Consider the following 23,079-nt stretch of genomic DNA (forward strand, 5'->3'; position numbering starts at 1 on the left):
GCATGGCGGTGACACAGGTCGTACGGTCGGAGTGGACCAAGATCCGGTCGGTGGCGTCCACGGTGTGGACCCTCTCGCTGGTGGTGGTCGTGACGGTCGCCCTCGGCATGCTGATCTCGGCGCTGTCGAAGAACGAGTTCGACTCGATGAACGCGCAGGACCGGGCCGACTTCGACCCCACGTTCATCAGCTTCGCGGGGATGAGCCTGGGGCAGCTCGCGATGATCGTCTTCGGGGTGCTGGTCGTGTCGAACGAGTACAGCACCGGCATGATCCGCACCTCGCTGGCCGCGGTGCCGCAGCGCGGCGCCTTCCTGTTCAGCAAGATCGCGGTCGCCAGTGGGCTCGCGCTGCTGGTCGGGCTCGTCACCAGCTTCGCCGCCTTCTTCCTGGGGCAGGCGATGCTGGGCTCGCACCGGGCGGAGATCGGCGACCCCGGGGTGCTGCGGGCCGTGCTCGGCGGCGGCCTCTACATGGCACTGATCGCGATGTTCTCCATGGGCGTCGCCGCGATGCTGCGCTCGCCGATGCTGTCGTTGGGCATCCTGATGCCGTTCTTCTTCCTGATCTCCAACATCCTGGGCAACGTCGACGCGACGAAGAAGGTCGGCCGGTTCCTTCCCGACCAGGCCGGCAGCAAGATCATGCAGGTGGTCACGCCGATCGACGACGACACTCCGTACGGGCCGTGGGGCGGCCTAGGGATCATGGGGCTGTGGGTGCTCGCGGCGCTCGTCGGCGGTTACGTGCTGCTGAAGAAGCGCGATGCCTAGAGGGACGGGCTTGGCCTGACCTTTTACCTCCTCTTGGGCGGAACCGTCAGCGCCTCGATATCCTCCTAACCCTTACGGGGGCGTGTGCCCCGCTGTCCTGAACCTTGCGATGGGTGCGGAGCATGATCGAAGCAGTCGGCCTGACGAAGCGCTACGGCGACAAGACCGCTGTGTACAACCTTTCCTTCCAGGTGCGGCCCGGGGCCGTCACCGGCTTCCTCGGACCGAACGGCTCGGGCAAGTCCACGACGATGCGGATGATCCTCGGCCTGGACAACCCGACGGCCGGGCAGGTGACGATCGGCGGCTATCCGTACCGCAGGCTGCCCAACGCCGCCCGCCAGGTCGGCGCCCTGCTGGACGCCAAGGCGGTGCACGGCGGCCGGTCCGCCCGCAATCACCTGCTCTCCCTGGCCCAGCTGTCGGGCATTCCGGCCCGGCGGGTGGACGAGGTGCTCGGGGTCGTCGGTCTTCAGGACGTCGCCAAGAAGCGGTCCAAGGGCTTCTCCCTCGGCATGGGGCAGCGGCTCGGCATCGCCGCCGCGCTGCTCGGCGACCCGCAGGTGCTGCTGTTCGACGAGCCGGTCAACGGCCTCGACCCCGAGGGCATCCTCTGGGTCCGCAACCTGATGAAGGCGCTGGCGGCGGAGGGCCGTACGGTCTTCGTCTCCTCCCACCTGATGAGCGAGATGGCGCTGACCGCCGACCACCTCATCGTCATCGGGCGCGGTCAGCTGCTCGCCGACATGAGCGTGACCGACTTCATCTCGGCGAACTCCGCGGACTTCGCCCGGGTGCGCACGCCCGACACCGAGCCGCAGCAGCGCGAGAAGCTGTCGGCCGCGCTGACCGAGTCGGGCGGCCACGTGCTGCCGGAGCAGGACGGCGCGCTGCGCGTGACGGGGCTGGCTCTGCCGCGCATCAGCGACATCGCGCACGACCACGACGTACGGCTGTGGGAACTGTCGCCGCACCAGGCCTCCCTGGAGGAGGCGTACATGCGGATGACGCAGGGCGCCGTCGACTACCGCTCGACGATCGACCAGAAGGAAGGGCTCCAGCAGCCGCTGCCGCCCGGCGCGCAACCGCCGATGCCGGTGCCCGGTCAGGGCCAGCCGGGGTGGTACGCCCCGCCGCCGCCCCAGCAGGGCGGCCAGCCGTTCCCGGCTCCCCCGCAGGGCGCACCGGGCCAGGCTCCTGCGGGCCCGTACGGCGCCCCGGGCGCTCCCATCGCCGCTCCGAGCGCCCCTGGCGCGGGAACGCCCAACCCGTACGCCCAGCCCGCGCCCCAGGGCACCGCACAGCCCGCACCGCAGGCTCCCGCGGCTCCCGCCCAGCCCGCACCGCAGACTCCCGCCGCCCAGCCGGCCGCCTCGGCCCCCGCGCAGCCCGCCCCGGCGGCGCCGCCGGCACCCGCCGCCGCCCCGACCTCCGATCTGACCAAGCCCGAGGACGCCCGATGAGCAGCCCCCAGTCCCAGATGCCGCAGGCCGCGCCCGCCTGGCAGGCGGCGCCCGGTTCCGCCCCGCACGCCGGGGGCCCCGGCTACACCTCGCCGATCCCGATCGTGCGCACGCACCTCGGCAACGCCATCGCCTCCGAGTGGACGAAGATCAGGTCGGTGCGCTCCACCCTGTGGACGCTCGGTGTGTTCGTCCTGCTCGTCATCGGCATCGGCACGCTGACCGGCGTGGTGGTGGCCAACTCCGACCCGGCCCTGGGCGGCGAGAGCCCCCTCGGGCTGGGCTTCTTCGGGCTGTTGCTGGGCAGCATGTGCATCATCACGCTGGGCGTGCTGACCACGGCCTCGGAGTACGGCACCGGCATGATCCGCACCACGATGGTCGCGTGCCCGAGCCGGGGCAGGGTGCTGGCGGCGAAGGCCGTGGTGTTCTTCCTGACCGCGTTCGTCGTGACACTGGTGTCCGCGTCCCTCGTCGCCTTCCTGCACGTGGCGATGCTGGAGGGCGACGGCGCCAAGTCGCCCTCCGGCGGCGAGTGGCTGAAGGGCACGGTCGGCATCTCGCTCTACATCGCGCTGCTGGGCCTGCTCTCGCTCCTCGTCGGCTCGATGATCCGGCACTCGGCCGGCGCCATCACCATCATGATCGGCGCCGTGCTGGCCCCGCTGGTGATCGCGCTGTTCATGTTCTCGGAGTCGCTGCAGGGCGTGCGCGACGCCCTGTTCGAGTACTCGATCCCGAACCAGCTCAGCGTCTTCTACTCCAACTCCCTCAGCCAGTCCGGCCCGTCCGGCTGGGACCCGCTGTGGATCATGCTCGGCGCCACGGCCGTCGCGTTCGCCGGCGCCTTCGCGCTGCTGGAGAAGCGGGACGTCTGAGTCCGCTCAGAACTTCGGCGCGTTACGGGACCGCTGCACCCCCGGGGTGCGGCGGTCCCGCGCGTTCCAGCAGGCCTTGTGCCAGTGTCTGCGGTCGTCGACGCCCGTGTGCTCGGCCCAGGCCACCACGTGCGGCACCCCGTCCGGGATCATCTGGTCGCAGCCGGGGCAGCGGTAGCTCTTGCCCTGCGCGCTCGCACCGGCCACGTGCCGCACGCTCCAGTTCTCGCCCTGCCAGTTCTCCGAGGACTGCCAGCCGCCGTAGCGGCCGGGGCGGTCGTCCTCGGCGCTCCGGCCGGACGAAGCGGCGCCCTTGGGTCGGTTGCGACGCGGGGACACGGGACACCTCTCGGGGCTATACAGGAAGCACGGGCCGCGTCCAGCCTACGCGGCGCGCACCGGGGTACGCGTACGGCACCAACTCGCCACAAGTCCTTCGCGGGCGCGGCGGACCCGGCCCCGGGTTCCGTCCCCCGGCCCCCGGCGGAACGCCCCATTCTGCAGACAATCCGCAAAATACTCCGCCCGGCCGTGTCCTCGGCACGTGTCAGACGGTTATGCGCTGTGGGGGAGCTCCGTGTCGGAGCCAAGGAAGCAGGAAAGCAATGCGCGTTGGAAGTTTCGTGTTGGCGGCCCAGTTCCCCGGTCAGGGCGAGGGAGAGGCGCTGCACCGCGCGGTCCGCTCGGCCGAGGTGGCCGAGGAGGCCGGGCTCGACACGGTCTGGCTGGCCGAGCACCACTTCGTGCCGTACGGCACGTGCCCGTCGGCCATCACCCTGGCCGCCTTACTGCTGGGCCGCACCCGCCGCATCCGGGTGGGCACGGCGGTCAGTGTGCTGCCCACCGTCCACCCCGTGGCCCTCGGTGAACAGGCCGCGCTGCTGCACCACACGAGCGGTGGCCGTTTCACGCTCGGTGTCGGGCGCGGCGGCCCGTGGGTCGACCTGGAAGTGTTCGGCGCGGGCCTGGAGGCGTACGAGAAGGGGTTCCCGGAGTCCCTGGAGCTGCTGGTGCGGTGGCTGCGCGAGTCGTCCGTGGCGGCCGACGGGGAGCGCTTCCGCTTCCGTGAAGTCCCGGTGGTGCCGCGGCCGTCGGAGGCGCTGACGGAGGCCGTGGGGCCCGAGCTGGTCGTCGCCTGCACCTCGCCGTCGAGTGTGCGGCTGGCGGCCGAGCGGGGTCTTTCGATGCTGCTCGGGATGCACGTCGGGGACGAGGAGAAGGCCGAGATGGTCGCGCTGTGGCGGCAGCACGCGCGGGCCTGCGGCCGGTCGCCGGAGGAGATCCGGGCCGCGTCCCATGTGTCGGCCGGCGTCTGCCAGATCGCGGACCGGCGGGTCGACGCGGCGGAGACGCTGATGAAGGCGATGCCGGGCTGGCTGAAGCAGGGCCTGGAGGCCCATGTCACGGTCGACGGGCGCACACGCCGGATGCGCGACCCGCTGGCGTACACCGAACTGCTCTGCGGACTGCACCCGGTGGGCACCCCGCGGTTGTGCGCGGACCGGCTCGCCGCTACCAGCGAGCGGACGGGCATCTCCCGCTTCGCGCTGCTCGTCGAGGGCTCCGGGGACCTGGCGGCGACCGAGGAGAACGTGCGGCGGCTGGGCGCCGAGGTGCTGCCCCAACTCGTCTGAGAGCGCGGTGGGTTCCTGGGGGCTTGCCGCTCCGGTACAGAACTGCACCTCCCGCGTACGGAGCGGCAAGCAAGCGGCGCCGCGTCAGCAGTCCCTGAACTCGGGTGACTGGTTCAGCACCTGACTGCGGACCGAGGTGAAGCGGTCCAGCTTCTCGTCGACCGAGGAGTCAAGCGGGAACACGGCCACCCGGTGGCAGTTCTGGAAAGCCAGCCGCACACCGAAGTGCCGTTGCAGCGCGCCGCGTATCGCGTCACTCGCAAGCGCACGCAGCAGCTGGCCGCGTGCCTGCTCGTCCGGCGGGGGCGTCTGGTTGTCGGCGAACGCACCGCCGTCCACCTTCAGCTGGGCCACCAGTGAGCTGATCATCTCCCACGCGTAAGGCAGGGAGGTCCGGACGCAGTCGACGAATTCCGCTTCGTCGACCTCGCCTCGCTCGGCCTGTTCGAGTAGGGCCGGTGAGACGTCGAGCGACATGAGTTCTCCTCTCGCACCCCCGGTGAGCAGGGGTTGCCGGACAGATAGGGGGAGTTCGCGATACCGGACACGCTGCGTACACGCCTCGCGACCTCCCGTTCATACGGTAAGCAACGTACGGTGACGGCACCAGGAAAATGCGCAGATGAGACACTCCCGCTGAGCACACCATGCACACAATCGGCCATTACCGAACACGTGTTTTCCAGGGCGAATCGCGTGGACAGGTGCCCGTCGAGTAGCGTTGCCGACCATGCGTCTCGTCATTGCCCGCTGCTCCGTGGACTACGCCGGGCGGCTCACCGCCCACCTTCCCTCGGCCCCGCGCCTGATCCTGGTGAAGGCGGACGGCAGCGTCTCGATCCACGCCGACGACCGGGCCTACAAGCCCCTGAACTGGATGTCGCCGCCCTGCACCCTGAAGGAGGGCACCGGCGAGGAAGAGGGCGTCTGGACCGTCGTCAACAAGGCGGGCGAGAAGCTCATCATCACGATGGAGGAAGTGCTCCACGACTCCTCGCACGAACTGGGCGTCGATCCCGGCCTGATCAAGGACGGCGTGGAAGCGCACCTCCAGGAGCTGCTCGCCGACCGCATCGAGACACTCGGCGAGGGCTACACGCTGATCCGCCGCGAGTACCCGACGGCCATCGGGCCGGTCGACATCCTGTGCCGGGACGCCGACGGCAAGACCGTCGCGGTGGAGATCAAGCGGCGCGGTGAGATCGACGGCGTGGAGCAGCTCACGCGCTATCTGGAGCTGCTGAACCGCGATCCCCATCTCGCCCCGGTGCGCGGTGTCTTCGCGGCCCAGGAGATCAAGCCCCAGGCCCGCGTCCTCGCCACCGACCGCGGCATCGGCTGCCAGGTCCTCGACTACGACGCGCTGCGGGGCATCGAGGACGACAAGCTGCGGCTGTTCTGACAGCCCCTACGACGACGAACAGGGCCGGGTCCGCGGAACGGACCCGGCCCTGTCGTGTGCCCGGGTGTCAGATCACCGTTTCCGAGCCGCTCGGCGTGCCCGTGGTGCTCTCCGACGCGCTCGCGGTGGTGCTCGTGGGAGCGCTCGGCGCCGGGCCGCTGGCCGAGTCGGAGGTGGACGGGCTGGTCGTGGGCGGCTCCGAGGTGGGTGGCACGGAGGTGGGCGGTTGCGAGGTCGGCGGCTCGGACGTCGGCGGCTTCGACGTGGGCGGCTTGGACGTCGTGGGGGGCTTGGACGTCGTCGGCGGCTTGGAGGACGTGGGCGGCTTCGAGGACGACGGCGGCTTCGACGGCGACGCGGAGTCACTCGGGTCCTGCGAACCGCTCGGGGAGTCCGACGGCGTCGGGTCGTCCGACGTGCCGAGCGTGCCGTCGGGGCCCGGGTCCGTCGGGCGCGGGGCCGGCTCGCCGTTGTCGCCGTCGCCGTCGTTCGCCGCCGGGTCGGCGCCGAGGCTGCCGTCGTTGACGCCCTGGCTGGCGGACGGGTTGACGCCGACCTGGTCGGACGGCGGGTTCTGATCCTTGTCGGAGGTGGCGCCGAGCGTCACCACCGTGCCCAGGATCGCGACGAGCAGGGCACCGGCACCGGCGGCCACGAGGTTGCGCCGGGCCAGGCCCTTGAGGCCGCCGCGCGCCTTGCGTGACGGCGCGGGCGAGCTGCGGTGGGTGACCAGGGTCGGGGGGGCCGGCTTCTGGAGCGTCGGGAAGGCCGCCGGAACACCGCCGGGCGGGGACGCCGACTCCTCGTCACGGGCGTCGGGCACCTCCTCCCCAGCGGTCGGCCCGAGCCCGATCGGCGTGCCCGAGCGGTCGGCGACCAGGGCGAGGGCACGGCGGCCGGCGACGGTCCCGCGCTTGTCGGCGAGGGCGCCGCGCAGGCCGATGGAGGCCTCCAGTTCGGCACGGGCCCGGTCGAGCTGCCCCCCGCACAGGGCGAGGACACCGAGCTCGTGGTGGAAGTAGGCCTCTTCCCCGACGTCCCCGGCGAGCCGGGCGGCCTCGGCGCCGGAGCGCAGGGCCCGCTCCCAGGCGCTCCAGTGCAGTCCGGCGGCGAACGCGGGGGCGGCGGTGCGGGCCAGGTGGACGGCCGCGCTCTCCTCGTCCTCGGCGGGCGGACGGGTGGCCGGTCCGAGGAGGGCCAGGGCGGCGAGGATCGCGTCGGCCTCGGCGCACACGCGCTCCGGGGTGACCGACGGGTGCCCGGCCCACCAGGAGTAGTGCTGGGCGGCGCTGCGGGCTCCGGCCTCGGCCTCGTCGCCGTACCCGGCGGCCTCCAGCTGGGCCGGCACGCCGGCCGCGAGGCGGTAGCGGGAGCCGACCGGGGAGACCAGGCCGCAGGCGGCCAGTTCGCCGAGTGCGGCGTCCGCGTGGGTGTCGCCGACCAGGGCGGGCAGATGGGCCTGGTGCGGGACCTCGCCGCCCAGGGCGACGGCGAACCGCAGGGTGGCGCGGGCGGAGGCGCTGAGCCGGGAGGCGAGCAGCGGTGCGGGCGCGGCGGCCTCGCCGAGTGCCGGCAGCGGCACGTCGTCACCGAGGTCGTAGGCGTCGGCGGGGTCGGCCGGCGGTACGGCCTCGAAGACGCCGAACTCGTCGACGGCGCCGGCACCGGCGCGCAGCCGGTCGCGCTGCCGCAGCAGGGCGCCGGCCTGGACGAAGCGCAGCGGCAGTCCCTCGGACTCGAACCAGAGGTCGCCCGCCCAGTTGGACTCGTCCTCGGTGAGGGTCCGGCCGACGGCGTGCTCCAGCAGGTCGAGCCCGGCCGCGCGCTCCAGCCCGCCGAGGAGGACCTCCTCGACGCCGGCGTCGGCGGAGGGGGCCGGCACGTCCGGGGTGGCCCCGAGCAGGAAGGCGCACTCGGGGGTGGCCTCCAGCAGCTCGTCGAGCGCGGCGCCGCCGAACTCCAGGTCGTCCAGGACGACGACCGCGCCGATGTCACGGACGTAGGTGAGCAGTTCGTCCCGGTCCGGGCGGTGCAGGGGGGCGCTGTAGACGGCGTGGAACAGGTCGTACAGCAGGTCGCCGGCGGTGCGTCCGAAGCCGTTGAGGCGGACGACGCCGTCGGGGGCGAGGTCGGAGCAGTCCTCCGCGACGAGGTCGAGGAGGCGGGTGCGGCCGGAGCCGGCCGCACCGGTGAGGCGCGTGGAGCGGCCGCGGGCGAGCAGGCGCACCAGGCGCTCGCGCTCGTCCTGGCGGGCCAGCAGCGGCAGGACGGGCAGCGCGGGGCCGGGCGGGACGGGCGGGCGGGCGGCGCGCTCGGCCTCGGCGCGCTCGGCCGCGGTGAGCTTCACGGGCCGGGCGGGTCGTTCGGCGGGCGGGCAGGCCTCTATCTCGCTGCCGTCGACGGGGTTGACGGTCAGCAGGAAGTCGCCGGAGACGAGCTGCACCGTGCGCGCGAGCGCCGGCGCGTGCTGCGCGAAGTCCGGTGTGAGGGATTCCCTGGGAGGGCGCTGGCGCGGCGCGGGGCCGTCACCTTCGTGGCCGTACTCCTCGGGTCCCTGGTTGTCAGGATCCATAGGTCAAGCCCCCCAAAAGCGTGTGTGTGCTTGGAAAAGCCCCTCCCGGCCTTGCTGCACACCGCGCTGTCGCTTCTGGTCCGGTCCCGCCGAAGGGTGTCAATGCAGCGGGCAGCCGAACCCTAAACCTTCGCACAGTATCTACGACAGTCCGGGGTACCGCGCCGTCCGTAACGTCACGGTCTCGTGAGGATTGTGCGCGTCGCACGATGCGGCGACGTGCGTCCGGGTCTCCCCGGTCGCCCGGCTCACACCCGTACGAGGCGTCACACGCGGGGAAGCGTCTCCACCCCGATGCCTCCCTCGATCGCCAGGATCCGGTGCAGGCGGGTGGCCACCAGCAGGCGCTGCATCTGCGGCGGTACGCCGCGCAGCACCAGGCGCCGGCCGCAGCGGCCGGCCCGCCGGTGGGCTCCCATGATCACGCCCAGACCGGTGGCGTCCCAGGAGTCCAGTTCGGACAGGTCGAGCACCAGATCGCCGACTCCGTCGTCGACGGCCGAGTGCAGGACCGTTCGGGCGTCCGCCGCGCTCCGGACGTCGAGGCGGCCCCCGACGACCAGCTCGGCGTGGTCGCCCCTGATGTGCATATGCGCTCCCCGTGCGTGCGAATCGTGCTCCGCGTTCTGGATGTGGGTGATGCAACCTCTGACTGTGTGGAGGAGTCAGAGGTTGCTTCTTGTAAGCGAACCGATACCGAATTCACCCGGGCGTGTGATGAGCCCGGGGCATGTGCGGTTTCAGTGCTTGTAGAAGCCCTGCCCGCTCTTGCGTCCGATGTCACCGGCGTCAACCATCCGGCGCATCGACTCGGGGGCCGCGAACTTCTCGTCCTGGGATTCGGTGTAGATGTTGTTCGTGGCGTGCAGCAGGATGTCGACGCCGGTCAGGTCCGCCGTCGCCAGCGGGCCCATGGCGTGGCCGAAGCCCAGCTTGCAGGCCAGGTCGATGTCCTCGGCGCTGGCCACGCCCGACTCCTGGAGCTTCGCGGCCTCGACGACCAGGGCGCAGATGAGACGGGTCGTCACGAAGCCGGCGACGTCGCGGTTGACGACGATGCAGGTCTTGCCGACCGACTCGGCGAACCGCCGGGCCGTGGCGAGGGTTTCGTCGCTGGTCTTGTAGCCGCGGACGAGTTCGCACAGCTGCATCATGGGCACCGGCGAGAAGAAGTGCGTGCCGACGACCCGCTCCGGGCGCCCCGTGGCCGCCGCGATCTTGGTGATCGGGATGGCGGAGGTGTTGGAGGCGAGGATCGCCTCGTCCTTCACGTTCTTGTCGAGCGCCCGGAAGATCTCGTGCTTGACCTCGAGCTTCTCGAACACGGCCTCGACGACCACGTCCGCGTCGGCCGCGGCGTCCAGGTCGGTGGTCGCGGTGATGCGGGCCAGGGCGGCGTCCGCGTCGTGCGCCTCCAGCTTGCCCTTGGCGACGAACTTGTCGTACGACGCCTTGATGCCGTCGGTGCCGCGCGTCAGTGCCTCGTCGGTGACGTCACGAAGGACCACCTCCCAGCCCGCCTGAGCGGAGACCTGGGCGATGCCGGCTCCCATGAGGCCGGCCCCGATGACGGCGAGCTTCCCTGCCACTGTGCGACTCCCCTGACGCGCTGCTTATGTCTGCTTCTCGGCCGGACACTAGCGCTCGTGAGGGGCTGTGTGACCAGTAAGTAATGCGCGTCACGTCTCACATGACGGACATCACACCAGGAGGGGTCACGCGGCGCCTCGTACGGCGTAGTTGAGCACCTTGTCGCCCAACAGCTCCTCGATGTCGTCGAGAACGACGAGCATCTCCCGTGACACTTCGTCCGGGTTGCGCCCCTTGACCATCTCGCGGCCGATCGCGACGAAAAGGGTGCCGTGGACCCAGCAGATCTGACCGGCGATCAGCCCGGGCAGCGGGTCGCCGGCTGTGGCCCCGGTCTCCTCGCGGAGGGTCGCCTCCAGGTTGTCCTGGAGCTCCTGCTGCATGCTCCACAGCCGGGAGCGCAGCGGTGGCGCCTCTTCGATGCAGCGCATGAAACGGTCGTAGCCCTCGATGAGGCCCATACGGGGCGAGACGGCCTCGATCTCGGCGCGCAGCTCGCGCAGCACGGCCCGGGCGGCCGACTCCCCCGTGTCCCGGCCGCGCACCCAGCGCGAGAGCCGGTCGACGACGCCCTGGGAGCGGTCGAAGAAGAGGTCCTCCTTGGCCGGGAAGTAGTTGTAGACGGTGTTCACGGAGACGTCGGCCGCTTCCGCCACGTCGGCGATCGTCACCGTCACGAACCCGTGCTCCAGGAAGAGCCCGGTGGCGATGTCCGAGATGCGCTGCCTGGTCTCGCGCTTCTTCCGTTCCCTGAGCCCCTCAGCCATGTCCGAATCCTAGCTTCCCTGGAGGCTCTGAAAACTTGGGGTCATTGCAAACTTTAAGAGACTCTGTTTTTCTGGGGTCATGGCAATCATCAGTACGGCCGGGCTGGCCCGTACCTTCCTGACCAAGAACGGCCCCGTGGAGGCCGTGCGCTCGATCGACCTGACCGTCCGCGAGGGCGAGATCCTCGGCTTCCTCGGCCCGAACGGGGCCGGCAAGACGACGACCCTGCGAATGCTGACGACCCTGCTGGCGCCGACCGGCGGCGCCGCGACCGTCGCGGGATGCGACCTGGCGACGGACGCGGCAGGGGTGCGGCGGGCCTGCGGCTACGTGGCGCAGTCCGGCGGGGTCGATCCGCAGATCAGCGTGCGGGAGGAACTGCTCACCCAGGGGCGGCTGTACCGGCTGACCAGAACGCAGGCCGTGGAGCGCGCCGGGGAACTGGCCCGCGACCTGGACCTCACCGGGCTCCTCGACCGCAAGTGCGGCGCACTGTCCGGCGGTCAGCGGCGGCGGCTGGACATCGCGATGGCGCTCACCCACCGCCCGAAGGTGCTGTTCCTGGACGAGCCGACGACCGGTCTCGACCCCGGCAGCCGCGCCGACCTGTGGGACCTGGTGCGCCGGCTGCGCGACGAGCACGGCACGACGGTCTTCCTGACCACGCACTACCTCGACGAGGCCGACGCCCTCTCCGACCGGCTGGTCGTCGTGGACCACGGCGTGGTCGTCGCCGAGGGCACCCCGAGCGCGCTGAAGCTGCGGTACGGCGGCTCGCTCGACGCCTCGCTCCAGGACACGTTCCTCGCCATCACCGGCCGCAGCGCCGCGCCGGCCGACCAGACCCCCGTCGCCGTATGAGAAGCAGAGGAATCCGGATGCTGCTGCACGACACCGCCCTCGTCTACGGGCGCTACCTCCGCCAGTCACTGCGCTCGCGCTTCGCGCTGCTCTTCGGAGTGCTCATGCCGCTGCTGTACCTGCTGTTCTTCGGCCCGCTGCTCACGGACCTGCCGCTCGGCGCGGGAGGCAGCTCCTGGCAGGTGCTCGTCCCGGGCCTGCTGCTCCAACTCGGCCTGTTCGGGGCGTCCTTCGCAGGCTTCTCGATCATCATCGAGAAGGGGCACGGCGTGGTCGAGCGCATGCGCGTCACGCCGGTCAGCCGGCTGGCCCTGCTGCTGGGCCGGGTGCTGCGGGACGCCACGGTGTTCGTCTTCCAGGCCGTGCTGCTGGTGCTGGCGGCGGTGGTGATGGGCCTGCGGGCCCCCGTGGCCGGGGTGCTGATCGGCTTCGCCTTCGTCGCCCTGCTCACGCTCTCGCTGGCCGCCCTGTCGTACGCACTGGCGATGAGGATGGACACCCCGCAGAGCTTCGGCCCGGCGGTCAACGCGCTGACCATGCCGTCCATGCTGCTGTCGGGCCTGATGCTGCCGATGACCCTGGGACCGGCCTGGCTGGACGCCCTCTCGCACCTCATGCCGTTCCGCTATCTGGTGGACGCGGTGCGGGACGCCTACGTCGGCAGCTACGCCACACCCCACATGCTCTACGGCGCGCTGGTGGCCGTCGGTCTCACGGCGCTGTCCGTGACAGTGGGCACACGCGTGTTCCGAACGGCCTGACCGTAACTACGCTGGCCGCATGGTCAATCTGACGCGCATCTACACCAGGACCGGCGACCAGGGCACCACCGCCCTCGGCGACATGAGCCGGGTCGCCAAGACCGATCTGCGGATCTCCGCGTACGCCGACGCCAACGAGGCGAACGCGGTGATCGGCACGGCGATCGCGCTGGGTGGTCTGGACGAGGAGCTCGTCAAGGTCCTCACCCGCGTCCAGAACGACCTCTTCGACGTGGGCGCGGACCTGTCGACGCCGGTGGTGGAGAACCCGGAGTTCCCGCCCCTGCGGGTCGAGCAGTTCTACATCGACAAGCTGGAGGCGGACTGCGACCGCTTCAACGAGCAGCTGGAGAAGCTCCGCTCCTTCATCCTCCCCGGCGGCACCCCGGGCGCGGCCCTGCTCCACCAGGCCTGCACGGTCGTACGCCGGGCCGAACGCTCCACGTGGGCGGCGCTGGAGGTGCACGGAGAGGTGATGAACCCGCTGACGGCGACCTACCTCAACCGCCTCTCCGACCTGCTGTTCATCCTCGCGAGGACGGCGAACAAGCGGGTCGGAGACGTGTTGTGGGTGCCGGGCGGGGAGCGGTAAGCGCTCCCGAAGGGGCGCGGGGAACGGCGCGACAAGCCCCCACAGACCCCCGGTCGACGTTCGGGCCCTAGCGCTGCGCCCTCTCCTTCTCCAGCGTTGCCTCGGCTTCCCCGGCGGGAGCCTTCCGCGGCCAGATCGCATAGCTCAGCGCGATCAGGCCGTGGATCCCGGCCGTGCGCCAGGCCACCCAGCGCCAGCTCTCCAGGGAGGTGACGCGGCCCGGATCGTCGACGTACCAGATGGCCAGCTGGAGCAGCACCGTCGCGACGACGGCGCCGGTCAGTGTGCCCAGCCACACCCTGCCCTCGTGGCGTGCCCGGGCCATGCCGTAGCGCGGGGGCTTCGGCGGGGGCGGTGCGCCGCCGAGCCGGTGGGCCGCGTGGCCGTCGAGCCACTTCACGGTGCGGTGGCCGTGCCCGACGGTGTAGCCGATGTACAGCGCGGCCAGGCCGTGCGTCCAGTTCGGGTCGGCGCCGTTCTTCAGGTCCAGCGCGGTGGCGACCAGCAGGACGACCTCCAGCAGCGGCTCGCACAACAGCAGCGCCAGGCCGGTGCGCGGCATCCTCAGCAGGTAGCGGGTGGCCAGTCCGGCGGCCAGCAGCACCCAGAAGCCGATCTCGCAGGCGGCGATCAAGGCGACGATCACGGTTCGCTCCTCTCGGTCACCCTTCCAGGCTCCCGGTCGGCGCGGCCCGGATCGTCGTCGCCACTGACGAACCCGCGGTACATCGAAAGATGCAGTCGGGGACCCTTCGCGCGGATCACGCGAGGCGGGCGGCGGCCGTGTTGGATGGTGACATGCCCGTACGACTCCCCCGCCCACGCCGTTTCGACGTGTACGTCGCCCTGGGCAGTCTGCTCGGCGGGCTGCTGCTGTGGGCGCTCGGTCTGGCCACCCGTCCGGCCACCGAGGTGTACGTGCTGCTGCCCGGCCGCTGGCCGGTGCTGCTGCCGCTGTTCGTCATGGCCGGCTGCGAGCTGCTGCGGCGCACGTCCCCGCGCACCGCCCTGCTGATCGGCACCGCCGCGATCGTCCTGGACGTCTTCACCCAGGGCAACCTGGTCACGATCCTGATGTACACGGACCTGATGTACGCGGCCGTCCTGTACGGCCCGCCCGCCTCGGCGCACCGCATCCCGCGGATCACCGGGCTGCTCACCGTGGCCGGGGCCGTCGTGCCGTTCGCGGTCTGGCGCGAGCCCGAGGCGCTGCTGATCGGCGTGGTCACCGGTCTGGTCGCCTTCGGTCCCGCCTCGACCGGACTGATCGTGCGCAACCACCGCGAGGCCGCCGACGCGGCCCGGCTGCGCGCCGAACAGACCGCACTGCTCGCCGAGATGGACCGCACCCAGGCCGTCACCGCCGAACGGGCCCGGATGGCGCGCGAGCTGCACGACATGGTCGCCAACCACCTGTCCGCGATCGCCATCCACTCCACCGCCGCCCTCTCCCTGGAGGACCCCAAGACCTCGCAGCAGGCGCTGGTGGTCATCCGTGAGAACAGCGTGGCGGGGCTCGCGGAGATGCGGCGGCTGATCGGGATCCTCCGGGACGACAGCGGCGACACCGAGCCCGTCGCCGCACCCACCCTCGACGGACTGGGCGCGCTGGTCGACAGCGCGCGCACCAACGGCCTGGACGTGACCCTCGAAGCCGGACAGGGCAAGGTTCCGGCACCGGTCGAGCTCGCCGCCTACCGCATCGTCCAGGAGTCCCTGACGAACGCCCTCAAGCACGCCGGCCCCGGCCGTGTCGCCGTGTCCCTGGGCCGCCTTGACGGCGTGCTGACCGTGCGGATCACCAGTCCCTACGGCGACCGGGACGGCCCGAGCGCCCCCGGCTCGGGCGCTGGTCTCGTCGGCATGCGGGAGCGTGCCGCGCTGCTCGACGGCACCTTCGAGGCGGGCCCCGAGGACTCGCCCGACGGCAAGATCTGGGCCGTACGCGCCACCCTCCCCGTGCACGACACCGTCGAAGGAGACACCACATGAGCTCGCCCGTCCGGGTTCTCGTCGCCGAGGACCAGTCCGCCGTCCGCGCCGGCCTGGTCCTCATCCTGGGCAGCGCGCCCGACATCGAGGTGGTCGGCGAGGCCGCGGACGGTGAGCAGGCGGTGGCGCTGGCCCGGGAGCTGCGGCCGGACCTGGTGCTGATGGACGTGCAGATGCCACGTCTGGACGGGGTGTCGGCGACCCGGCAGGTCGTCGCGGAGCGGCTCGCCGACGTGCTGGTGCTGACCACCTTCGATCTCGACGAGTACGTCTTCGGGGCGCTGCGGGCGGGAGCGTCGGGCTTCCTGCTGAAGAACACCGAGGCGAGGGAGCTGCTGGAGGCGGTGCGGACGGTCGCGCGTGGGGAAGGGCTGATCGCCCCGGCGGTCACGCGGCGGTTGATCGCGGAGTTCGCCGCGAAGCCGGCCCGTGAGCCGGCGGCCGATCCGGCCGTGCTGGACCGGCTCACCCGGCGCGAGCGCGAGGTGCTGGCCTGCCTGGGCGAGGGCCTGTCCAACGCGGGCATCGCGCAGCGGCTGGACATGGCCGAGGCGACCGTGAAGACCCATGTCAGCCGGTTGCTGGGGAAGCTGGAGCTGCGCAGTCGCGTGCAAGCGGCGGTGCTGGCTCAGGAGTTGGGGATCTGAACCAATCCCGGTGGATGGTGGTCCAGACCTATTGACCGGTGGTCCAGACCTTTCTATTCTCACCGCACCATGAGTGGGCGTGAGGCTCAGTCACGCCCCCACAACTCCATCAAGGAGGCGCAGCATGCGCTTCAGACACAGAGCCGCGGCAGGATTCGCGACCCTGTTGCTCCCGCTGGCCGGCCTCGTCGGCCTGGCGAGCCCGGCCCAGGCCGCGACGTCCGCCACCGCTTCCTACGCCAAGACCCAGGACTGGGGCTCCGGCTTCGAGGGCAAGTGGACGGTGAAGAACACCGGCACCACGGCCCTCAGTTCCTGGACCGTCGAGTGGGACTTCCCCTCCGGTACGTCCGTCACCTCCTCCTGGGACGCCGACGTCACCTCCTCCGGCACCCACTGGACCGCGAAGAACAAGGCCTGGAACGGCACCCTCGCCCCCGGCGCCTCCGTCACCTTCGGCTTCAACGGCAGCGGCTCCGGCTCCCCCGCCAACTGCAAGCTCAACGGCGGCAGCTGCGACGGCGGCACCACGGAACCCGGCGACAGCGCGCCGAGCGCCCCCGGCACCCCGACCGCCTCGGACATCACCAACACCTCGGTGAAGCTGTCCTGGTCCGCCGCCACCGACGACAAGGGCGTCAAGAACTACGACGTCCTGCGCGACGGCTCCAAGGTCGCCACCGTGACGGGCACGTCCTACACCAGCACCGGCCTCACCGCCGGCACCGACTACTCCTACTCCGTCCAGGCCCGTGACACCGCCGACCAGACCGGCCCGGTCAGCGGCTCCGTCCGCGTCCGCACCACCGGCGGCACCACCGAGCCCCCGCCCACCGGCGACAAGGTCAAGCTCGGCTACTTCACCGAGTGGGGCGTCTACGGCCGCAACTACCACGTCAAGAACCTGGTGACCTCGGGCACCGCGTCCAAGATCACCCACATCAACTACGCCTTCGGCAACGTCAAGAACGGCCAGTGCACCGTCGACGACACCTACGCCGCCTACGACAAGGCCTACACGGCCGACCAGTCCGTCAGCGGCACCGCCGACACCTGGGACCAGCCGCTGCGCGGCAACTTCAACCAGCTGCGCCAGCTGAAGACCAAGTACCCGCACATCAAGGTGCTGTACTCCTTCGGCGGCTGGACCTACTCGGGCGGCTTCGGCCAGGCGGCGCAGAACGCGGCCGCGTTCGCCAAGTCCTGCAAGGCCGTCGTGGAGGACCCGCGCTGGGCCGACGTCTTCGACGGCATCGACATCGACTGGGAGTACCCGAACGCCTGCGGCCTGACCTGCGACACCTCCGGACCGGCGGCCTTCAAGAACCTCTCCCAGGCCCTGCGCAACGAGTTCGGCCCGAACTACCTGGTCACCGCGGCCATCACCGCCGACGGCTCCTCCGGCGGCAAGATCGACGCGGCCGACTACGGCGGCGCCGCCCAGTACCTCGACTGGTACAACGTGATGACCTACGACTACTTCGGCGCCTTCGACAAGGACGGCCCGACCGCCCCGCACTCCCCGCTCACGTCCTACCCGGGCATTCCGCAGGAGGGCTTCAACTCGGCCGACGCGATCGCCAAGCTGAAGGCCAAGGGCGTCCCGGCCAAGAAGCTCCTGCTCGGCATCGGCTTCTACGGCCGCGGCTGGACCGGCGTCACCCAGTCCGCCCCGGGCGGATCGGCCACCGGCGCGGCTCCGGGCACGTACGAGGCGGGCATCGAGGACTACAAGGTCCTGAAGAACTCCTGCCCGGCCACCGGCACCATCGCCGGCACGGCGTACGCGCACTGCGGCGGCAACTGGTGGTCGTACGACACTCCGGCCACGATCGCCGGGAAGATGACCTGGGCGAAGAACCAGGGGCTCGGCGGCGCGTTCTTCTGGGAGTTCAGCGGAGACACCGCGAACGGCGAGCTGGCGAACGCCATCGACAGCGGCCTGAAGTAGGCCCGGATCAGAGAGAAGTTCGAAGGGTCGTAGACCCTAAGCGACATTGACGCTCCCCCAGACTTCGTCCGGGGGGACCCCCACTCAGCGGGTGAACGTGGCTACGCCACGTTCACCCGCTGACCGGGCGGGGCTGCCTCAAGCCACGCGAGGAAACCGGTCAGCGCGTCTTCGCTCATCGCGAGTTCCAGACGCGTGCCCCGGTGCACACAGGCCAGGATCACATGGTCGGAGAGGAGCGCCAGCTCCTCCTCGCCCTCCGGCACCCTGCGGCCGGCCACCTCGATGGCGGACCGCTCCAGGGTGCGGCGCGGACGCGGTGAGTACGAGAAGACGCGGTACCACTCGACCCGGTCGCCGTTGTAGCGGGCCACCCCGTACGCCCAGCCCTTGCCGTTGGTGTCACCCTCGGCGGGGGCGTCCCAGCGCAGGCTGGCGTCGAAGGTGCCGCCCGAGCGCTGGATCAGCCGACGGCGCAGGCCGAAGACGAACAGGCCCACCACCACGAGGGCCACCACGATTCCGCACACAGTCAGAGCGAGGACCATCGACACCGACCTCCTCGTCTCCTAGGTAACGGAACGTAAAAATCACCCACATCCGCCTCAGCCGCGGCTGGGTCCGGATCTCTCCGGTACCCAGCCGCGGCTGAGTGACGTCATCACACGGCGGACTCCGGTCAGCGCGCCGCCGTGGCAGCCCGCAGACGGACGTCCGCGCGGCGCTGGGCCTCCGCGTCGTCCTCCGCCTTCGCGCGCTCGAGCTCCTGCTCCGCGCGCTGGACATCGATCTCGTCCGACAGCTCCGCGACTTCCGCCAGCAGCGAGAGCTTGTCGTCCGCGAACGAGATGAATCCGCCGTGGACCGCGGCGACGACCGTCCCGCCCTCACTCGTACGGATGGTCACCGGGCCCGACTCCAGCACACCGAGCAGCGGCTGGTGACCGGGCATGACGCCGATGTCGCCGGACGTGGTGCGCGCGACGACCAGGGTGGCCTGGCCGGACCAGACCTCACGGTCGGCCGCGACCAGCGCGACGTGCAGCTCAGCAGCCAAGGGTGGCTCCTCGGGTCACCACCCGGCAGGGATGCCGGGTGTTGGTTACAAGTCTAGTAGGCGTGGCAGAGGGGGCGGGACGAACCCCGCCCCCTCCGACGAGCACGGGGCTCAGGAGACGCCGAGCTCCTTGGCGTTGTTCTTGAGGTCCTCAAGACCACCGCACATGAAGAACGCCTGCTCCGGGAAGTGGTCGTACTCGCCGTCGCAGATCGCGTTGAACGCGGCGATCGACTCGTCCAGCGGCACGTCCGAACCGTCCACGCCGGTGAACTGCTTGGCGGCGTGGGTGTTCTGGGACAGGAAGCGCTCCACGCGACGGGCACGGTGGACGACGAGCTTGTCCTCCTCGCCGAGCTCGTCGATACCGAGGATCGCGATGATGTCCTGCAGGTCCTTGTACTTCTGCAGGATGTTCTTCACGCGCATCGCGGCGTTGTAGTGCTCCGCCGAGATGTACCGCGGGTCGAGGATGCGGGACGTCGAGTCCAGCGGGTCCACGGCCGGGTAGATGCCCTTCTCGGAGATCGGACGGGACAGAACCGTCGTCGCGTCGAGGTGGGCGAAGGTGGTGGCCGGGGCCGGGTCGGTCAGGTCGTCCGCGGGGACGTAGATCGCCTGCATCGAGGTGATCGAGTGACCACGGGTCGAGGTGATGCGCTCCTGGAGGGTGCCCATCTCGTCGGCCAGGTTCGGCTGGTAGCCCACCGCGGAGGGCATACGGCCGAGCAGGGTCGACACCTCGGAACCGGCCTGGGTGAAGCGGAAGATGTTGTCGATGAAGAACAGCACGTCCTGCTTCTGGACGTCACGGAAGTACTCCGCCATCGTCAGGCCGGCCAGGGCCACGCGCAGACGGGTGCCCGGGGGCTCGTCCATCTGGCCGAAGACCAGGGCGGTCTTGTCCAGAACGCCGGACTCTTCCATCTCCGCGATGAGGTCGTTGCCCTCACGGGTGCGCTCACCGACGCCCGCGAAGACGGAGACGCCCTCGTGGAGGTTGGCGACACGCATGATCATTTCCTGGATCAGCACGGTCTTGCCGACACCGGCACCACCGAACAGACCGATCTTGCCGCCCTTGACGTACGGGGTGAGCAGGTCGACGACCTTCAGGCCCGTCTCGAACATCTCGGTCTTCGACTCGAGCTGGTCGAACGCGGGGGCCTTGCGGTGGATGGACCAGCGCTCGCCCTCGTGGACCTCGTCGCTGTTCAGCACCTCACCGAGGGTGTTGAACACCTTGCCCTTGGTGAAGTCGCCGACCGGAACGGTGATGCCCGCGCCGGTGTCGACGACCGGGGCCTGGCGGACCAGGCCGTCGGTGGGCTGCATGGAGATGGCGCGGACCAGGCCGTCACCCAGGTGCTGGGCGACCTCCAGGGTCAGCGTCTTCTTCTCGCCCGCCAGCGCCGGGTCTGCGACCTCGACGTGCAGGGCGTTGTAGATCTCCGGCATCGCGTCGACGGGGAACTCCACGTCGACGACCGGGCCGATGACCCGCGCGACGCGGCCCGTCGCCGTGGCCGTCTCAACAGTGGTGGTCATTTGTCAGTCACTCCCCGCGGTCGCGTCGGCCAGGGCACTGGCGCCACCGACGATCTCGCTGATTTCCTGGGTGATTTCGGCCTGGCGGGCCTGGTTGGCAAGCCGGGTGAGCGTCTCGATGAGCTCTCCGGCGTTGTCGGTGGCCGACTTCATCGCGCGCCGCGTGGCGGCGTGCTTGGAGGCAGCCGACTGGAGCAGCGCGTTGTAGATGCGGCTTTCGACGTAGCGCGGCAGCAGGGCGTCCAGGACGTCCTCCGCCGAGGGCTCGAAGTCGAACAGCGGGAGGATCTCGCCCTTGGGCTTGGCCTCCGCCGCCACCTCGTCGAGGCTGAGCGGCAGCAGCCGCGCCTCGATCGCCGTCTGCGTCATCATCGACACGAACTCGGTGTAGACGATGTGGAGCTCGTCCACGCCGCCCTCGGCCGTCTCCGTCTCGATCGCCTCGATCAGCGGGGCCGCGACCTTCTTGGCGTCCGCGTACGAGGGCTCGTCGGTGAAGCCCGTGAACGACTCCGCGATCTTGCGCTCACGGAAGTTGTAGTGGGCGACACCGCGGCGGCCGACGATGTAGTTGACGACCTCCTTGCCCTCGGCCTCAAGCTTCGCCGTGAGCTTCTCCGCGGCCTTGATGGCGTTGGAGTTGAAGGCGCCGGCCAGACCGCGGTCGCTCGTGAGGAGCAGGACCGCGGCACGGGTCGGGTTCTCCGGCTCGGTCGTGAGCGGGTGCTTGGTGTTGGATCCGCCGGCGACCGCCGTGACCGCCCGGGTGAGCTCGGTCGCGTACGGGGTGGAGGCCGCCACCTTGCGCTGCGCCTTGACGACGCGCGAGGCGGCGATCATCTCCATCGCCTTGGTGATCTTCTTGGTCGCGGTGACGGATCGGATGCGACGCTTGTAGACCCGGAGCTGGGCTCCCATGAGTCAGGTCCCTTCCGTCGTCACTTACCGGCAGCCGGGGTGTCCTCGCCGAGCAGCTTGCCGTCGGAGGTCTCGAACTGCTTCTTGAACTCGACGATGGCCTCGGCGACGGCCTGCAGGGTGTCGTCGGACATCTTGCCGCCCTCGCGGATGGAGGTCATCAGGCCCTGCTCCTTGCGGTGCAGGTACTCCAGCAGCTCCTTCTCGAAGCGGCGGATGTCGGCGACGGGGACGTCGTCCATCTTGCCGGTGGTGCCGGCCCAGACGGAGACGACCTGGTCCTCGGTGGCCATCGGCTGGTACTGCGCCTGCTTCAGCAGCTCGACCATGCGCTGACCGCGCTCCAGCTGCGCCTTGGACGCGGCGTCCAGGTCGGAACCGAAGGCGGCGAAGGCCTCCAGCTCACGGAACTGGGCGAGGTCCACGCGCAGACGGCCGGAGACCTGCTTCATCGCCTTGTGCTGCGCGGAACCACCGACTCGGGAGACGGAGATACCGACGTTCAGCGCGGGGCGCTGACCGGCGTTGAACAGGTCCGACTCCAGGAAGCACTGGCCGTCGGTGATGGAGATGACGTTGGTCGGGATGAACGCCGAGACGTCGTTGGCCTTCGTCTCGACGATCGGCAGACCGGTCATCGAGCCGGCACCCATCTCGTCGGAGAGCTTCGCGCAGCGCTCCAGCAGACGGGAGTGCAGGTAGAAGACGTCACCCGGGTAGGCCTCACGGCCCGGCGGGCGGCGCAGCAGCAGCGACACGGCGCGGTAGGCGTCGGCCTGCTTCGACAGGTCGTCGAAGATGATCAGGACGTGCTTGCCCTGGTACATCCAGTGCTGGCCGATGGCCGAACCGGTGTACGGCGCCAGGTACTTGAAGCCGGCCGGGTCGGACGCCGGGGCGGCGACGATGGTCGTGTACTCCAGCGCGCCGGCCTCCTCCAGAGCGCCGCGCACACCGGCGATCGTGGAGCCCTTCTGGCCGATGGCGACGTAGATGCAGCGGACCTGCTTGTTCGGGTCGCCCGAGCGCCAGTTGTCGCGCTGGTTGATGATGGTGTCGACGGCCAGGGCGGTCTTGCCGGTCTGGCGGTCACCGATGATCAGCTGACGCTGGCCACGGCCGATCGGGGTCATCGCGTCGACGGCCTTGTAGCCCGTCTCCATCGGCTCGTGCACCGACTTGCGGACCATGACGCCCGGGGCCTGCAGCTCCAGGGCGCGACGGTCCTCGGTCTCGATCTCGCCGAGGCCGTCGATCGGGTTGCCGAGGGGGTCCACCACGCGGCCGAGGTAGCCCTCGCCCACCGCAACGGAGAGAACCTCACCGGTACGGGAGACCGGCTGGCCCTCCTCGACGCCGCTGAACTCGCCGAGGACGATGGCACCGATCTCGCGCTCCTCGAGGTTGAGGGCGAGGCCGAGGGTGCCGTCCTCGAACTTCAGCAGCTCGTTGGCCATGGTCGAGGGCAGGCCCTCGACCTTCGCGATGCCGTCACCGGCGAAGGTGACGGTCCCGACCTCCTCGCGCGAGGCCGCGTCCGGCTTGTACGCCTGGACGAAGTTCTCCAGCGCGTCCCGGATCTCCTCCGGCCGGATCGTGAGCTCCGCCATCTGGGTTCCCTGCTCTCCTTGTTGGGCCCGAAGTTTCACTTTGGGGGTCTGGGGGCGACCCC

23 protein-coding genes are annotated in these 23,079 nt (G+C 70.5%); 11 read left to right on the plus strand and 12 right to left on the minus strand.

Going from position 1 to position 23,079, the window contains the following annotated elements:
- The first annotated feature begins 2 nt into the window (after positions 1-2).
- The 3 genes from OO68_RS33440 (at position 3) to OO68_RS33450 (ending at position 3,114) form a co-directional block, all read left to right on the plus strand.
- Entirely contained in the window at positions 3-773 is a 771-nt protein-coding gene (locus OO68_RS33440) for an ABC transporter permease (RefSeq protein ID WP_033312967.1), read from the plus strand.
- A gap of 122 nt (positions 774-895) precedes the next feature.
- Positions 896-2,236, plus strand: coding sequence for an ABC transporter ATP-binding protein (locus OO68_RS33445; RefSeq protein ID WP_033312968.1), 1,341 nt, complete (start codon positions 896-898; stop codon positions 2,234-2,236).
- Entirely contained in the window at positions 2,233-3,114 is an 882-nt protein-coding gene (locus tag OO68_RS33450) for an ABC transporter permease subunit (protein ID WP_033312969.1), read from the plus strand. The genes OO68_RS33445 and OO68_RS33450 overlap by 4 nt, the downstream gene beginning before the upstream one ends.
- A 6-nt stretch (positions 3,115-3,120) precedes the next feature.
- On the opposite strand, the gene OO68_RS33455 is transcribed toward OO68_RS33450, so the two are convergent.
- Positions 3,121-3,453 carry an Rv1322 family protein gene (locus tag OO68_RS33455; RefSeq protein WP_033312970.1) on the minus strand — a complete coding sequence of 111 codons (333 nt, stop codon included), beginning with the start codon at positions 3,451-3,453 and terminating at the stop codon, positions 3,121-3,123.
- A gap of 266 nt (positions 3,454-3,719) precedes the next feature.
- Here OO68_RS33455 and OO68_RS33460 point away from each other — a divergent pair, with 266 nt between their 5' ends.
- Entirely contained in the window at positions 3,720-4,748 is a 1,029-nt protein-coding gene (locus OO68_RS33460) for an LLM class flavin-dependent oxidoreductase (RefSeq protein ID WP_033312971.1), read from the plus strand.
- An 84-nt stretch (positions 4,749-4,832) separates the two neighbouring features.
- On the opposite strand, the gene OO68_RS33465 is transcribed toward OO68_RS33460, so the two are convergent.
- Positions 4,833-5,225, minus strand: a complete 393-nt coding sequence (locus OO68_RS33465; RefSeq protein ID WP_003993005.1) for an SCO5389 family protein — start codon at positions 5,223-5,225, stop codon at positions 4,833-4,835.
- 253 nt (positions 5,226-5,478) lie between these two features.
- Between OO68_RS33465 and nucS the strand changes: the two genes are divergently transcribed.
- A complete protein-coding gene (gene nucS / locus OO68_RS33470; RefSeq protein WP_033312972.1) occupies positions 5,479-6,150 on the plus strand; it encodes an endonuclease NucS in 672 nt (223 codons plus the stop codon).
- 67 nt (positions 6,151-6,217) lie between these two features.
- Here nucS and OO68_RS33475 read toward each other — a convergent pair whose 3' ends face one another.
- The 4 genes from OO68_RS33475 to OO68_RS33490 all read right to left on the minus strand — a co-directional run bounded on the left by OO68_RS33475 (position 6,218) and on the right by OO68_RS33490 (position 11,079).
- Positions 6,218-8,722 carry an ATPase AAA gene (locus OO68_RS33475; RefSeq protein ID WP_033312973.1) on the minus strand — a complete coding sequence of 835 codons (2,505 nt, stop codon included), beginning with the start codon at positions 8,720-8,722 and terminating at the stop codon, positions 6,218-6,220.
- Between the two features lie 266 nt (positions 8,723-8,988).
- Positions 8,989-9,312: an STAS domain-containing protein gene (locus OO68_RS33480; RefSeq protein ID WP_003993003.1), complete on the minus strand. Its 324-nt coding sequence runs from the start codon at positions 9,310-9,312 to the stop codon at positions 8,989-8,991.
- 150 nt (positions 9,313-9,462) lie between these two features.
- The gene (locus OO68_RS33485) at positions 9,463-10,311 is read right to left on the minus strand and encodes a 3-hydroxyacyl-CoA dehydrogenase family protein (RefSeq protein WP_033312974.1); all 849 of its coding nucleotides are present in this window, start codon (positions 10,309-10,311) and stop codon (positions 9,463-9,465) included.
- Positions 10,312-10,437: 126 nt separating this feature from the next.
- A complete protein-coding gene (locus OO68_RS33490; protein ID WP_033312975.1) occupies positions 10,438-11,079 on the minus strand; it encodes a TetR/AcrR family transcriptional regulator in 642 nt (213 codons plus the stop codon).
- 79 nt (positions 11,080-11,158) lie between these two features.
- Between OO68_RS33490 and OO68_RS33495 the strand changes: the two genes are divergently transcribed.
- From OO68_RS33495 to OO68_RS33505, 3 genes are read left to right on the plus strand one after another with little or no spacing between them, the layout of a single operon-like run.
- Positions 11,159-11,941 (plus strand): ABC transporter ATP-binding protein, encoded by a 783-nt coding sequence (locus OO68_RS33495; protein WP_033312976.1) that lies wholly within the window; start codon positions 11,159-11,161, stop codon positions 11,939-11,941.
- 17 nt (positions 11,942-11,958) lie between these two features.
- On the plus strand, positions 11,959-12,702 hold the full coding sequence (locus OO68_RS33500) for an ABC transporter permease (protein WP_033312977.1): 744 nt from the start codon (positions 11,959-11,961) through the stop codon (positions 12,700-12,702).
- 19 nt (positions 12,703-12,721) lie between these two features.
- Positions 12,722-13,294: a cob(I)yrinic acid a,c-diamide adenosyltransferase gene (locus tag OO68_RS33505; RefSeq protein ID WP_033312978.1), complete on the plus strand. Its 573-nt coding sequence runs from the start codon at positions 12,722-12,724 to the stop codon at positions 13,292-13,294.
- 67 nt (positions 13,295-13,361) lie between these two features.
- Here OO68_RS33505 and OO68_RS33510 read toward each other — a convergent pair whose 3' ends face one another.
- The gene (locus OO68_RS33510) at positions 13,362-13,940 is read right to left on the minus strand and encodes a hypothetical protein (protein ID WP_033312979.1); all 579 of its coding nucleotides are present in this window, start codon (positions 13,938-13,940) and stop codon (positions 13,362-13,364) included.
- A 152-nt stretch (positions 13,941-14,092) separates the two neighbouring features.
- Here OO68_RS33510 and OO68_RS33515 point away from each other — a divergent pair, with 152 nt between their 5' ends.
- From OO68_RS33515 to OO68_RS33525, 3 genes are all read left to right on the plus strand, one after another.
- Entirely contained in the window at positions 14,093-15,286 is a 1,194-nt protein-coding gene (locus tag OO68_RS33515; protein ID WP_033312980.1) for a sensor histidine kinase, read from the plus strand.
- The gene (locus tag OO68_RS33520) at positions 15,283-15,933 is read left to right on the plus strand and encodes a response regulator (protein ID WP_033312981.1); all 651 of its coding nucleotides are present in this window, start codon (positions 15,283-15,285) and stop codon (positions 15,931-15,933) included. Before OO68_RS33515 ends, OO68_RS33520 begins: the two co-directional genes overlap by 4 nt.
- 124 nt (positions 15,934-16,057) lie before the next feature.
- Positions 16,058-17,884, plus strand: a complete 1,827-nt coding sequence (locus OO68_RS33525) for a glycoside hydrolase family 18 chitinase (protein ID WP_033312982.1) — start codon at positions 16,058-16,060, stop codon at positions 17,882-17,884.
- A 101-nt stretch (positions 17,885-17,985) separates the two neighbouring features.
- On the opposite strand, the gene OO68_RS33530 is transcribed toward OO68_RS33525, so the two are convergent.
- The 5 genes from OO68_RS33530 to atpA form a co-directional block, all read right to left on the minus strand.
- Entirely contained in the window at positions 17,986-18,432 is a 447-nt protein-coding gene (locus OO68_RS33530; RefSeq protein ID WP_033312983.1) for a DUF2550 domain-containing protein, read from the minus strand.
- A gap of 131 nt (positions 18,433-18,563) precedes the next feature.
- On the minus strand, positions 18,564-18,941 hold the full coding sequence (locus tag OO68_RS33535; protein WP_033312984.1) for a F0F1 ATP synthase subunit epsilon: 378 nt from the start codon (positions 18,939-18,941) through the stop codon (positions 18,564-18,566).
- 111 nt (positions 18,942-19,052) lie between these two features.
- The gene (atpD, locus tag OO68_RS33540; protein ID WP_033312985.1) at positions 19,053-20,489 is read right to left on the minus strand and encodes a F0F1 ATP synthase subunit beta; all 1,437 of its coding nucleotides are present in this window, start codon (positions 20,487-20,489) and stop codon (positions 19,053-19,055) included.
- 3 nt (positions 20,490-20,492) lie between these two features.
- Positions 20,493-21,407 (minus strand): F0F1 ATP synthase subunit gamma, encoded by a 915-nt coding sequence (locus OO68_RS33545; RefSeq protein WP_033312986.1) that lies wholly within the window; start codon positions 21,405-21,407, stop codon positions 20,493-20,495.
- Between the two features lie 20 nt (positions 21,408-21,427).
- A complete protein-coding gene (gene atpA / locus OO68_RS33550; protein ID WP_033312987.1) occupies positions 21,428-23,017 on the minus strand; it encodes a F0F1 ATP synthase subunit alpha in 1,590 nt (529 codons plus the stop codon).
- Between the last annotated feature and the right edge of the window lie 62 nt (positions 23,018-23,079).

The organism is Streptomyces iakyrus, assembly GCF_000717055.1.
Classification (GTDB): Bacteria; Actinomycetota; Actinomycetes; order Streptomycetales; family Streptomycetaceae; genus Streptomyces; species Streptomyces iakyrus.